Here is a 13,215-nt window from a genome sequence, read left to right as displayed (position 1 = left end):
GGGAGCGTTTTGCCCGCCGAACGCCCACGCGCTCACCTATTGCGCTGCACCCCTGCCAGGAGAGAACCCCGATGTTGCCCGCCCGCCACCACCGCCCCCCCTGTCGTTCGATCGCTCCGCTGTCGCTGGCCATCGCCGGCGTGCTGCTGTCGGTCGCCGTTCCTGCCCTCGCCCAGGAGAGCAAGGACAAGGCCACCGACCTGGCCCGCATCGAGGTCACCGGTTCCAACATCCGCCGCACCGACGTGGAAACCGCCTCGCCGGTGCAGGTGATCAGCAAGCAGGACATCCAGAACATGGGTGCGCGCACGCTGCTGCAGGTGCTCGACAACCTGCCCGCCGCCCGCCCGGCGCAGCAGGACGCGCGTTCGCTGTTCACCGGTTCCGATGGTGCCTCGCAGGCCAATCTGCGTGGCCTCGGTGCCCAAGGCACGCTGGTGCTGCTGAACGGTCGCCGCCTGTCGTACTACGGTGCACCGGCCGGCTTCCAGACCCAGTTCGTCAACATCGATGCGATCCCGGCCGCGGCCATCGAGCGCATGGAAGTGCTGACCGACGGCGCCTCGGCGGTGTACGGCACCGACGCGGTGGCCGGCGTGATCAACGTGATCACCAAGCGCAACTTCCAGGGGGCCGAGGTCAGCTTCACCAACGACACCTCTTCGCGCATCGACTCCTACGGCGAACGCCAGGCCAGCATCACCGCCGGCTTCGGTGACCTGGCCGAGAACCGCTTCAACATCTACGGCGCGGTGAACATGTACCGCCGCGACGCGATCCCGCTGAGCGATTTCTACGACAAGCGGCCCGACCAGTACTACGTCAACAATCCGAACTACCTCAACAACCTGCGCCTGGGCGTGGGCAGCAAGCCGGGTGAATTCAATCCGGGCACTTACTTCGCCTTCGATCCAGTCACCGGCCGCCGTGTGCAGGAAGCTGCGCCGGGTTGCAGGAACGTGCTGACCAGTGAAGCGGCCGGTCCGCGTTGCGTCTGGGAAACCTGGATGAACAACGAGATCGACGCCGGTGCCAAGTCCGAGCGCAACACCGCCTACCTCAACGGCACCTTCCTGGTCGGTGACAGCACCGAGATCTTCGCCGAGGCGACCTACACCGACATCGACCTGCGTGCCAACGGCGGCACGCCGCGCACCTACGGCACCACCACCGGCAACCCGACCAGCTGGTTCTCGCGCAATACCGGCAACACCGTCAACCAGTTCCTGTACCCGTTCCTGGGCCCGAACAACGAATACAACCACGCCAGCCCGCAGATGAAGGCGATGATGGGCGGTGTGGTCGGCCTGAACTACCTGCTGCAGGATGCCGGCCCGAACTATTTCGGCCAGCGCAATACCGACAAGAGCTACCGCGTGCTGGCCGGTGCGCGTGGCAACCGGGGTGACTGGAACTGGGAGACTGCCTTCGCCAGTGCCGGTACCCACTCCACCACGTACCAGACGATCAACGTCAACATCAAGGGCTTCGAGAAGGCGTTCGGCCCGTACTCGGTCGATCCGACCACCGGCCGCGTGATCATCTCCGACCACCCGGCGTACAAGTTCGGCGAGATCAGCGAAGCCAACGCCGCGCTGATCCGTGAAGCGTTCCCGACCTTCGACATCCAGTCGTGGACCCGCCTGCACACCCTCGACGGCAAGATCGAAGGCCCGCTGTTCCAGCTGCCGGCCGGCGAGATGCGTGCGGCATTCGGCTTCAACGCCAGCCGCGAAACCTTCTACACTCCGGGCAACGCCGACGCCGCCAACGGTCTGATCACCCAGCAGGGCGGTTCCTGGTTCGACGGCAAGCGCAACACCTACGCGCTGTTTGCCGAAACCGTGGCGCCGATCACCGACAAGCTGGAACTGGATGCGGCGGTGCGCGTGGACAAGTACCCGAACTTCAGTGCCAACGTGGCACCGAAGATCGGCTTCAAGTACCAGGCGTTCGACCAGCTGATGCTGCGCGGTACCTACTCCACCGGCTTCCGTGCACCGAGCCTGGCCGAGTCCGGCAATGGCGGCGTGTTCGCCCAGCTGGGCGGCTTCCGCGACGAGCTGCGCTGCAACGAGACCAACGCCATCGCGAACCTGTTGCTGAAGTCGCAGCGGCCGGGTGATGTCGACCTGGGCAAGAACATGCTGAACGTCGACTGCAGCCGCACCGTGGCCCGCATGACCCAGCCGAACAAGGACCTGAAGCCGGAGAAGGCGAAGATCGCCACCCTCGGCTTCGTCTACGAGCCGGCGAGCTGGCTGTCGGTGTCGGCCGACTACTGGTTCATCTACCGCAACAACGAAATCGTCGCGCCGGACTATCGCCGCATGGAAGACATCATCTCGATGTCGCGCTCGCCGATCACCGACAGCGACCGCGCCAACCTGGCGCAGCTGGCGGCCATGTGTGCCGACCCGGCCAGTGGCGTGAGCTGCCCGTCGGTGCTGCCGGGCTATTCGGCCGGCAACGTGGCCAGCGTGGTGGGCCAGTACAAGAACCGAGGCAAGACCCTGATCGACGGCTTCGACATCGATGCGCGCAGCCGTTTCTCGCTGGGCGACTGGGGCAACCTGAACATCGGCCTGGCCGCCACCATCGCCAACCGCAACCGCTTCTACATGGATGCGGAGAACGGCTGGTACTACGGCGACGTGGTCGGCTACTACAACAACCCGCGCCTGCGTGCCACGCTCAATGCCGACTGGACCTACAAGCAGGTGACCACCAGCATGTTCGTCAACTACGTGGGCGGCACCAAGTGGGCCACCGACCAGGTTGATGAGGTGAGCAACAACAAGGAAACCTGCACCGGCGGCTACCTGGCCCTGCAGAAGAGCAAGTGCGATGGTGCGCCGTCGTGGTGGACTGCCAACATGAGTGTCACCTGGCGCCCGGATGACGCGTGGAACCTGAGCTTCACCGTCAAGAACCTGTTCAACCGCCTGCCGTTCTACGATCCGAACAGCTTCCTGGGTGACTCCAGTGACTACGCCACCATCTTCGGTCGTGGTTACAGTGTGACCATCGGCTACCGTTTCAAGTAATTCCGTTTGCGTGACCCGGCGGGCCGGCTACGGCCGGCTCGCTGCCAAGAGGAGAGATGTTTGCCATGAAGCGTAGGGAATTCATCGCGGCCAGTGCCGCTGTCGCCGCCAGCAGCCTGCTGCCGCAGACCCCGGCGTGGGCACGCGGGCGCAAAGTGCGCCTGGCCATGATCGGTACCGGCATGCGTGGCCTTGTGCTGCTGAAGGAGCTGGTGCGCCGCGACGACGTCGAAGTGGTTGCCGTCTGCGATATCGAGCCGATCATGCTCGGACGCGCCGTGGAGATGGTGACCAAGGCCGGCAAGCCCGCGCCGAAGACCTACGGCCAGGACCGCGATACCAACGCCTGGAAGCGCCTGCTGGAACAGAAGGGCATCGATGGCGTGATCATCGCCACGCCGTGGGAGTACCACGCACCGATGGCGATCGCCGCCATGCAGGCCGGCGTGGCCGTGGGCTGCGAAGTGGTGGCCGGCATCACCCTGCAGGACCACTGGGACGTGCTGAAGACCCAGCTGAGCACCGGTACCCCTTACATGCTGCTGGAGAACGTCTGCTACCGCCGCGACGTGATGGCCGCGCTGCAGATGGTGCGCCAGGGCCTGTTCGGCGAGCTGGTGCATCTGCAGGCCGGCTACCAGCATGACCTGCGCGGTGTGAAGTTCAATTCCGGCGACCCGAACCAGCCCTACGACAGCGGCGTGGAATTCGGCCCCAAGGGCTGGAGCGAAGCACACTGGCGCACCGAGCATTCGGTGGAACGCAACGGCGAGCTGTACCCCAGCCACGGCATCGGCCCATGCGCGATGTACACCGGCATCAACCGTGGCAACCGCTTCACCCATATCAATGCCTTCGCGACCAAGGCGCGTGGCCTGCACGAGTACACCGTTGCCAAGAGTGGTGGCACCACCCACCCCAGCACCAAGGTGAAGTTCAAGCTGGGCGACATCGTCACCACCACGCTGGCCTGCGAGAACGGCGAGACCATCCTGCTGCAGCACGACACTTCGCTGCCGCGCCCGTACTCGATGGGCTTCCGCGTGCAGGGCACCAAGGGCCTGTGGATGGACGTGAACCATTCGATCCACATCGAAGGCCGCAGCCCGCCGCACCAGTGGGAAGAGTTCAAGAAGTACCAGGACGAGTACGAGCACCCGCTGTGGAAGCAGAACGCCGACACCGCCGCCAGCGCCGGCCACGGTGGCATGGACTGGTTCGTCATCCATGCCTTTGTTGAAGCGCTGAAGGCCAAGGCGCCGATGCCGATCGACATCTACGACGCAGTGACCTGGAGCGCGATCACCCCGCTGAGCGAGCAGTCGATCGCCAACAGCTTCCAGACCCTGGAGTTCCCGGACTTTACTGCTGGTGCGTGGAAGCAGCGCAAGCCGATCTTTGCGTTTGATGGGAAGTACTGATCTGCTCTGTGTAGAGTCGAGCCATGCTCGACTGCTTTGAACACAACGCCGGGCCATGCCCGGCGTTGCTGTCTGCATCGGTGCATTGGCACCCGTAGAGCCGAACCCACGCCCGGCTGTCTTTCCCGCCGACCGCATTAAACTAACGGCCCCGCCGTTGGCGGAGCCCCATACCATGCCATGGCAGAAGATCAGCGAACTTCCTGACCAGCGATTCGTCGGCCCCTACGGCACCGAATTCTGGCGAATCCACGAAGGCCAAGTCTTCCACCAGGGTCGGTTGCTGCGCAAGGCCGACGCGGCCAGTTTCGAGTTCATCCCCGAGCACTATTTCATCGCGCGCGATTCGCACGCCGTCTACCACGCCTGGACCCGCCTGCCTGCGATTGACCGCGACAGCTTCCGCCAGTGCGGCGATTACTGGCTGGACAAGCGCAATGTCTACTTCGAATACGAGACTTCGCTGAAAGCCTTGGCCGAAGCCAATTGCGCCACTTTCCGCAGTATGGGCGGCGGCTACGGTGCCGACGATCACGGCGGCTGGTACTGCAGCCGACGCATGAAGCATTGCCTGCGCGGCGACCTGCTGCAGACAATCCCGCAGGACCCGCTGTACGCCGTTGACGACAGCAGCGTCTACTGCGACGGGAAGCCTCTGCCCGGCGTGGATCACGCGCGCTGGCGGCTGCTGGACGGACACTTCTCGGGCGATGGCAGCTGTGTCTACTACTTGGAACGGAAGCTGCCGCGCGTAGATGTGGCGTCGTGGCGTCTGTTGCAGGGGAGCTGGTCGCGGGACCATAAACACCTGTTCCATATGTTCATGATCGAGACCGACCCGATGCTGCGTGCACAGCATGGTTTCACGGATGAAGAGGGTTGACGCGCGAAGCGGCTACCGTGACACCTTGATCTGCGTCAGCCGCCCCCCGGACGCCCTGGCATGCGGTACGCGGAACATTGCACCAGGTTGCACGAGTTCGGCCTGCTGCATCATCTTGGGCCACCACTCCAGAAGCCGCGCTGCGCGCTCGTAGTGGTTGAACGTGCTCCAGCCCTTGGCCAGAACGAATACGGTCAGGCCGAGGCGTGCGATCGCCTCTCGCTCTGCGGGCTTGCGATGATGATGGTCCTGGGTAACGTGTACGCGGATGCCACGCTGGGTGGCCGCGTCGAAGAGCTCCAGGTCAGTAGTGCCGGGCATCACGAACTCCCTTACGTGGAAGACTTCGTGTTCGTCCGTTCCTGCAATGGCGTCGATGGCCCGGGCCAGCGCGGGCGGAAGATTCTCATCGATCTGCGCCTTCAACGCGCGGCTCGATTCTCGAACTGCAGTGCTTTCTTCACTGCAGTCAGAGATAGGTCATACAGCTTGGCCACGCGACGCTCGTCGCCACCTTCGGCGCGCAGCGCCTCGACAATGGCGATGGTAGGAACGCCCGATTCGGCAAGGATGGGCTGACCAAAACTGCGCTGTGGATCAAATACCACCGCACGGGATCCCTTCAGTGGGAACCATCGTTCGGCACGATCATCGATGCCCAGTTCGATGCCGTCACGCAGCGAAGGTGCGATGACCTTGCGCATCACGTCCTGGCGCTTCACCACATCCACCAGTGCTGCATCGCCGCTGTCGCCCACGAGCTCCATGAAAATGCGGCGCCCATCAGTCTTGAAGCTCGTGCTGGTGAAGGGGTACTCCTTACCGAGCCGCTCGTTCAGCTCGACAATGGTTCGCCGCACCAGGTTGAGTGGCACGCCACATGCGACGAATGTGCGGACGAAGCGCAGCTCGATCAGATCGCGAAAGCCAATGCCGTCGATCTCTGAATCGGCCCATTGCGACTTCCACAGGGGAGGGTGGGCTTCCGGATTCCCGTGCTTCCGACCCTGATAGCCCTTCAGCCACCGGCGCAGTTCCGACGAGCTGCCGCCAATGAAGCGCGCAGCATCGGCGTAGGAATAGAGACCGACGCCGAGGCTGTCCTGTGCTGGCAAGGCGATACCCATGGCGCCGAGTCTACTCAATCCAAATGGAGCTGGAGTACAGAATCACATTCTGCGCCCTGCGGGACTCATAAACTGAGAACGGAGACATGCGCGGGCGAATCTGCCCGGTGATTGGCAGGCCGAAGCCGACAAGAAGATGGCGCGCCCGGAGGGATTCGAACCCCCGACCAATGGCTTCGGAAGCCACTACTCTATCCGGCTGAGCTACGGGCGCGTTGTAGAACTGCCGCGCCGTCGGCCAGTGCCGGGGCGGGCATCGCAGCGCCATGAGGCGGTGCGGGACCGGCATTCTATCCAGTTTCGCCGAACAAATCTCCCCCCACCGGCAAAGCCCTGCCGGAGGGGCAGGAGTATCCTATCGCCATGGCTGATACCCCCCTCACTTCGCCGCAGTCGCCGGCGACGCCGCGTTGGCGGCATTACTGGAGTCTGATGCGCGCTGATCGCCCGATCGGCACGCTGCTGCTGCTGTGGCCCACCTGGTGGGCGTTGTGGCTGGCTGCTGGCGGCCTGCCGCCGCTGTGGACGCTGTTCGTGTTCACAGCAGGCGTGTGGCTGACCCGCTCGGCCGGTTGCGTCATCAACGACTACGCCGACCGCTGGCTCGACCCGCACGTGGAACGCACCAAGGCGCGTCCGCTGGCCACCGGCGCAATCAGCGGCCGCGCCGCGCTCGCCCTGTTCGCGGTGCTGATGCTGGTGGCGTTCGGCCTGGTGCTGACCCTGAACGGGCTGACCATCGGCCTCAGCTTCATCGGCGTGTTCCTGGCGGCCAGCTACCCGTACCTGAAGCGCTACACCCACCTGCCGCAGGTCTACCTGGGCATGTCGTTTGGCTGGGGCATCCCGATGGCCTTCGCCGCCGTGCAGGGCGAGGTGCCGATGCTGGGCTGGCTGCTGTACGCCGGCAACATCCTGTGGTCCACCGCCTACGACACCTGGTACGCCATGGTCGACCGCGAGGACGACCTGAAGATGGGCTCGCACTCCACCGCGATCCTGTTCGGCGACCTCGACCTGGTCATCCAGGGCGTGTTGTACGCACTGTTCCTGGCCACCATGGCGCTGGTAGGCGTACGCGGCGGGCTGGGTGGGTACTACCTGGCCGGCGTGGCGGTGGCCACCGTTCTGGTGGTGTACGAGTTCTGGATCTGCCGAAACCGCGAGCGCGGCCCGTGCTTCAAGGCGTTCCTGCACAACAACTGGGTGGGCGCCGCGCTGTTCGCCGGCATCGCCGTGGATCTGGCGCTGCGTTGAGCCCAAGGTGAGGTAGAGCCGGCCGCTGGCCGGCTGCACCCGTATGCGATCCCGAGGTTGCCGGCCAGCGGCCGGCACTACCGCCTTCCACCACCTGCGATGATGCTTGGATCTGGTAGAGCCGGCCGCTGGCCGGCTGCACTCGTGCGCGATCCCGAGGTTGCCGGCCAGCGGCCGGCACTACCAGCCTCCGCCACCTACGACGATCCTTGAGTTTGGTAGAGCCGGCCGCTGGCCGGCTGCACCCGTGCGCGAACCCGAGGTTGCCGGCCAGCGGCCGGCACTACCATTCCGCCACCTACGACCAATAGGTGGCAGACAGCCTGCACCCCACCGCCCAGAATCGATCCATCGAACCTGGGAGGGTAGGCGATGGCCTCGACGGCAGCAGTACAGGACGGCTGGATGGCGCGCGCTGCGCTGCGCTCGGCCGCCTGGGCGGAAAAATGGTTCCCCGATGCGTACGTGTTCGCGGTGCTGGGCGTGGTCATCGTCGCGGTGGCCGCGATGGGCTTCGGCTCGACTCCGCAGGCCACTGCCAGCGCCTTCGGTGACGGCTTCTGGAGCCTGATCCCCTTCACCATGCAGATGGCCTTCGTGGTCATCGGTGGCTACGCCGTGGCAACCGCACCGGTGGTTGCACGCTTCATCGACTTCCTGGCCCGGGTGCCGCGCACCGGTCGCGGTGCGGTGGTGTACGTGGGCCTGGTCAGCATGCTCGCCTCGCTGCTCAGCTGGGGCTTCTCGCTGGTGTTCGGCGGCCTGCTGGTGCGCGCGCTGGCCCGCCGCACCGAACTGCGCATGGACTACCGCGCCGCCGGTGCGTCGGCATATCTTGGCCTGGGCGCGGTGTGGGCCATGGGGTTGAGTTCCTCGGCCGCACAGCTGCAGGCCAACCCGGCCAGCATGCCGCCGGGGCTGGTGGAGATCACCGGCGTGTTGCCGTTCACCGAAACCATTTTCCTGTGGCAGTCGATTGCGCTGACTGCAGTGCTGATCCTGGTCTCGCTGCTGATCGCCTGGCTGACCGCACCGGCTGCCGGCAGTGCGCGTACTGCCGAGGAGTTCCCAGGCGCTGCGCAGGCCGAGCCGGAACCGCTGCAGCGACGCACGCGCCCGGGCGAATGGCTGGAATACAGCCCGCTGCTGACCGTGCTGCTCTCGCTGCTGGCGTTCGGCTGGCTGTTCAACGAGTTCGCCAGCAAGCCGGTGGTCACTGCCATCGCCAACCTCAACACCTACAACTTCCTGTTCATTTCGCTGGGCCTGCTGCTGCACTGGCGGCCGCGCAGCTTCCTCAACGCGGTGGCCAAGGCGGTGCCCAGCACCACCGGCGTGTTGATCCAGTTCCCGCTGTACGGTGGCATCGCGATGATCCTCACCCATGCTGCTGGCGGCGACGGGCAGACACTGGCGCACCGCCTGTCGAGCCTGTTCGTGCACGTGGCCAGCACCGATACCTTCGCGCTGGTGATGGGCGTCTATTCGGCGGTGCTGGGCTTCTTCGTGCCCTCCGGCGGTGGCAAGTGGATCATCGAGGCGCCGTACGTGATGCAGGCCGCCAATGAACTGAAGGCACACCTGGGCTGGGCGGTGCAGGTCTACAACGCGGCCGAAGCGCTGCCGAACCTGATCAACCCGTTCTGGATGCTGCCGCTGCTGGGCGTGCTGGGCCTGAAGGCACGCGACATCGTGGGCTTCACCTTCATCCAGCTGCTGGTGCACATTCCGCTGGTGCTGGGCCTGCTGTGGCTGCTGGGCATGACCCTGGCCTATGTGCCGCCCGTGATGCCCTGAATGCAGGGTTGGCTTCCCTGCGTGCGTTGGGAAGCCAACCTTGTTCAGCGCGTGTTTCCGGCGGCGAACGCCATGAATGCGTGCAGGCTGACGATGGCATGAGCACATGCCGAACCCGCATGAATCCTTCAGCCGCTTGTGCCACAAGGGCTTCTGCGCGTTCATTCACACGCGTACACACAGATGTAGCCGCCCACCCACGCGTGATTAACCATTCGCTGCAGACGATGGCCACGTCCACCGCATTCCGCGAGTGGCTTTGGAGATCGGACATGGCACAGCAGAACCAGAACCCGAACCAGAAGCAGCAGGGCCAGCAGAACCAGCAGGATCAGCAGCAGGGTCGTGGCCGCGACCAGCAGCAGCAACAGCAGCAGGAACAGCAGCAGCGCAACCAGCGCAACCAGCAGCAGGGTGGGCAGGACGAGGAAGAGTGACCTCGCCACCAGCTCCGGTGATGCGAAGCCCCGCCCCGTGCGGGGCTTTGCTTATTCCAGCATGCCGATGCGCTGCAACACCGGCGCCGCCGACATGTCGTTCGGATTGGTGCCGGGCTGATCCTGCGGCACGTCCATGCCCATGCCGCGGTACAGATCCACCCAGCGCTGGGCGATCTCCCCGGTCTGCGGGTTACGGAAATTCATCGGCTGCAATGCGAACACGTGGTGCGCACGGAAGGCGCGTTCGATGAAGTCCGAGCAGTAGTAGCTGTCCTCGTTCAACACATACGACGTGTTGTACGGCTTGCCCAGCATCGTGCGCGCGGTGGCGACCGCATCCCTGATCGCTGCCTGCTGCGGCGCGCGCAGGCGATAGACCACGATCTGCCGCTGCTTGGCGCGCGCTTCCTGGCGGAATTCGACCAGCGATTGCCGGCGCGATCCTTTCTCGTCTGCATGCAATACCTCCCAGCCCTTCGGCGCGGAGGCGACCAGCGCGACGTGATCGAAGCTGGGCGCGCCCTGCTTGCCGGTGGCATCGTCGATGGCCGCACTGAGACCGCTGCGGCCGGCGGTGACGAACAGAAGGTCGCCTTCGTGGACATCGACGGCCCTCGCCACCGCCGGCCACAGGGCGGGCAGCAGCAGGCCGATCAGGAGCAGGAGGCGATGCATGAGGACTCTCGGACAAGCGGAATGCCTGAATTGTAGGGTGCGCGGTAGCATGGAGCGACCGGACCGGATTCAGGATGTGCCCATGTGTCGATACCGTTTTGCCGCAGTGCTGATGCTTGCCTGTGGCGCGGTGCTGGCAGCCTGCGCGCCAGTGCCGCAGGCACCGCAGACCGCGACCGAAGCCTCACCTGCCGCAGCGGCGCCGGCGACCACCGTCGCCGAGCCAACAGCTGTGGCTGCACGCAGTGAGTGCCCCTACCCGGAATTCGATACGTTCCTGAAGCATTTCGGCAACGAGATCGCGCTGCAGGAAAAGACCACCGCCGATCCGCTGCTGGACAGCTACATCGATGCCGAGGCCGAGCCGGAACCGCGCAAGGTGGAAAGCCGGCTGGCGCGGGCCGATGTCGAGTGGCCGGTGATGCCTGATCCCGCCGCACTGGCCGGGCAGGGCCGCGAAATGCAGGTCAGCCTCCTGGCCGATGGACAGCGGCAGGTGCAGATCCGTACGCAGGACAGCAGCGACCAGCAGACCTATACCTTTGCGCAGGCGCCGTGCTGGACGCTGGTCAAGCGTGAGGATGAGTCGATCTGATGGCTGATCCGGCACAGGCGCGGCGGGCCAGCGGCTGCTAGGCTCGATCCCTGGTCCAGGCAGGGAGACGCCGATGCAGGCTTTCAGGAAGCGCACCACCACCGCCGCCATCGCAGCTGTGCTGGCGATAGCCTCCCTCAGCGGCGCCCAGGCACAGTCGGTGCATGCCGATGACCGCGCCTACTTCGCCAATGCCACCGCCGAACAGACCGCGCGTGACGCACTGGGCAAGCGCGTCGAGGCTCTGCAGCAGGCGTCCACCGTTGCACCCGCGGAACGCTTCCGGCAGGCCGAGGTACTGGAGGCGCAGTGCCTGCGCCATCACAGCTACCTGCACCTGCAGGCCGCCCGCAATGCGCGTGATCAGCGTCCGGCCCAGGCGCTGGACCAGGTGATGGGGCTGTGCAGCCGCATTGCCCGCAGCGGCCGCGCCGCTCTGCGCGAGGCGCCCGCAGATGCGGCGTGGGCAGCACCGTATGGCTTCCTGCGCACTCGGGCGCTGAAGGAGGCTGCCACCCCGGCCAACGTCGCGCTGGATGAGGCCGTGGAGGCACTGGCCGATCCGGCGCTGGACAGCTTCGCGCGCCTGCGCGGGCAGATCCTGCGCAGCGCCGAGTATCCGCAGATCGAGCACGGCGGTCGTCACTGGGACACCGGACGCGACAAGCAGCTGCTGGCCCAGCAGCCCGACCGCGCCCTGCGCGAGGCCGGCTGGAAGGGCTACTGGCAGGGGTTGCACTCGCGCCGTGAGCCGATGGCCTCGGTGCTGCTGGGGCTGGTGCAGGTGAATGACGCCGCCGCACGCCTGCAGGGTGACGGCTCGGCGCCGGCATATGGCTACCAGCGCATGGGCCTGGATACTGCCGCAGTGGATGCAACGCTGGTGGCGATCGAACAGCACGCCGGGGACCGCCGTGCCTACCAGGACATGCTGCTGCGCCACGCTGCGCGATCCGGCATCGACGCGCCGCAGATCTGGGATACCACCGTGCCCGATGCCGGCTATACGCCACCAGTGCTGACGTTGGCGCAGCTGCGTGACAACGCCGCCGATGCCATGCAGCACCTGGGACCGGCGTACGTCGCCGAACTGCGCGCGCTGCTCGATCCGGCCAACCAGCGCATGGATCTGGCCACCGAACGTGGTGACCGCAGCCAGGACGCGTTCCCGGTGAGCGCTCCCGGTGTGCCGGCAATGCTGTTCGTTGGCCTGCGCCGTGGTGATCTGGAAAGCGACGTCGAGATCGCCCATGAAGCCGCTCATGCCGTGCACGGCGAGTGGATGCAGCGCGGTCATGCGTCGCCGCTGCAGCGTAATGGCAGCCAGTGGCTGACCGAGGCGTTCGCGATCTACAACGAGCTGCGCTTCCGCGACCAGCTGTACCAGCAGGCAGAGGATCCGCGCGCCAAAGCCTATTACCTGAAATCGCTGCTGGACGACATGGTGCTGCAGCTGTTCACCTCTTCCGAGGAAGCGCAGCTGGAGCAGTCGATCTATCGGGGCGTGGCCGCCGGCACGCTGGGCACCGCCGATGACCTGGACGCGCTGACCGGGCAGGTGCTGGCGCGCTTCGGCCAGCAACCGGAGCGCTACCCGCAGCTGCGCAACACCTGGATCGGCAAGCGTCTGATGTATGAAGACCCGAATTATCTGGTGAACTACCTGTATGCGGGGCTGTTGGCCGTGCAGCTGTACGTGCAGGACCAGCGCGACCCCGAAGGGTTCCGTGAGCGCTATCTTGCCGTGCTTGGCGAGGGCTTCGACCGCGCGCCGAACGAGCAGGTGGCGCAACTGCTGGGGCACGCGCCTGACTGGGCGGCCCTGGTGGATGCCGATCTGCAGGTGTTCAACCAGACGGCGGCGCAGCTGCAGGCGCTGCATGCGCAGATCGAGGCAGGGCAGGGTACGTGAACCCGGCGCGCCCCTTGCAGCAGGCGGCCGCCACCGTGTGGCTGCTGTTGCTGCTGTGCCT

Annotated in this window: 11 protein-coding genes and 1 tRNA gene; 8 read left to right on the top strand and 4 right to left on the bottom strand. The window is 65.5% G+C overall.

From position 1 onward, the window contains the following. Positions 1 to 71: 71 nt before the first annotated feature. From ACX9OT_RS13125 to ACX9OT_RS13115, 3 genes are all read left to right on the top strand, one after another. Positions 72 to 3,047, top strand: coding sequence for a TonB-dependent receptor (locus ACX9OT_RS13125; RefSeq protein ID WP_277778690.1), 2,976 nt, complete (start codon positions 72 to 74; stop codon positions 3,045 to 3,047). Positions 3,048 to 3,112: 65 nt separating this feature from the next. Further along, on the top strand, positions 3,113 to 4,468 hold the full coding sequence (locus ACX9OT_RS13120; RefSeq protein WP_277778689.1) for a Gfo/Idh/MocA family protein: 1,356 nt from the start codon (positions 3,113 to 3,115) through the stop codon (positions 4,466 to 4,468). Positions 4,469 to 4,643: 175 nt separating this feature from the next. Then, positions 4,644 to 5,351, top strand: a complete 708-nt coding sequence (locus ACX9OT_RS13115) for a DKNYY domain-containing protein (protein ID WP_277778688.1) — start codon at positions 4,644 to 4,646, stop codon at positions 5,349 to 5,351. Positions 5,352 to 5,363: 12 nt separating this feature from the next. Here ACX9OT_RS13115 and ACX9OT_RS13110 read toward each other — a convergent pair whose 3' ends face one another. From ACX9OT_RS13110 to ACX9OT_RS13100, 3 genes are all read right to left on the bottom strand, one after another. After that, positions 5,364 to 5,777 (bottom strand): DUF5615 family PIN-like protein, encoded by a 414-nt coding sequence (locus ACX9OT_RS13110; RefSeq protein ID WP_033832463.1) that lies wholly within the window; start codon positions 5,775 to 5,777, stop codon positions 5,364 to 5,366. Beyond that, positions 5,774 to 6,478 carry a DUF433 domain-containing protein gene (locus ACX9OT_RS13105; RefSeq protein ID WP_277778687.1) on the bottom strand — a complete coding sequence of 235 codons (705 nt, stop codon included), beginning with the start codon at positions 6,476 to 6,478 and terminating at the stop codon, positions 5,774 to 5,776. Before ACX9OT_RS13105 ends, ACX9OT_RS13110 begins: the two co-directional genes overlap by 4 nt. Positions 6,479 to 6,615: 137 nt before the next feature. Beyond that, positions 6,616 to 6,692 (bottom strand) — tRNA-Arg (locus tag ACX9OT_RS13100). A gap of 149 nt (positions 6,693 to 6,841) precedes the next feature. Here ACX9OT_RS13100 and ubiA point away from each other — a divergent pair. The 3 genes from ubiA to ACX9OT_RS13085 all read left to right on the top strand — a co-directional run bounded on the left by ubiA (position 6,842) and on the right by ACX9OT_RS13085 (position 9,969). Next, entirely contained in the window at positions 6,842 to 7,735 is an 894-nt protein-coding gene (ubiA, locus tag ACX9OT_RS13095) for a 4-hydroxybenzoate octaprenyltransferase (protein WP_049461703.1), read from the top strand. A 372-nt stretch (positions 7,736 to 8,107) separates the two neighbouring features. Continuing rightward, on the top strand, positions 8,108 to 9,532 hold the full coding sequence (locus ACX9OT_RS13090) for a short-chain fatty acid transporter (RefSeq protein ID WP_180862767.1): 1,425 nt from the start codon (positions 8,108 to 8,110) through the stop codon (positions 9,530 to 9,532). A 272-nt stretch (positions 9,533 to 9,804) separates the two neighbouring features. Further along, on the top strand, positions 9,805 to 9,969 hold the full coding sequence (locus ACX9OT_RS13085) for a hypothetical protein (RefSeq protein WP_005414774.1): 165 nt from the start codon (positions 9,805 to 9,807) through the stop codon (positions 9,967 to 9,969). Between the two features lie 51 nt (positions 9,970 to 10,020). On the opposite strand, the gene ACX9OT_RS13080 is transcribed toward ACX9OT_RS13085, so the two are convergent. Beyond that, a complete protein-coding gene (locus ACX9OT_RS13080; RefSeq protein WP_049461704.1) occupies positions 10,021 to 10,647 on the bottom strand; it encodes a YiiX/YebB-like N1pC/P60 family cysteine hydrolase in 627 nt (208 codons plus the stop codon). A gap of 82 nt (positions 10,648 to 10,729) precedes the next feature. On the opposite strand from ACX9OT_RS13080, the gene ACX9OT_RS13075 reads away from it, so the two are divergent. Both ACX9OT_RS13075 and ACX9OT_RS13070 read left to right on the top strand, forming a co-directional pair. Continuing rightward, positions 10,730 to 11,242: a hypothetical protein gene (locus ACX9OT_RS13075; RefSeq protein WP_049461705.1), complete on the top strand. Its 513-nt coding sequence runs from the start codon at positions 10,730 to 10,732 to the stop codon at positions 11,240 to 11,242. 73 nt (positions 11,243 to 11,315) lie between these two features. Then, positions 11,316 to 13,154, top strand: coding sequence for a M3 family metallopeptidase (locus ACX9OT_RS13070; protein WP_049461706.1), 1,839 nt, complete (start codon positions 11,316 to 11,318; stop codon positions 13,152 to 13,154). Positions 13,155 to 13,215: the final 61 nt, after the last annotated feature.

The organism is Stenotrophomonas genospecies 3 (assembly GCF_054473855.1).
The sequence above is the reverse complement of the archived record's forward strand: the minus strand, read 5'-3'. Positions and strand labels throughout refer to the sequence as shown.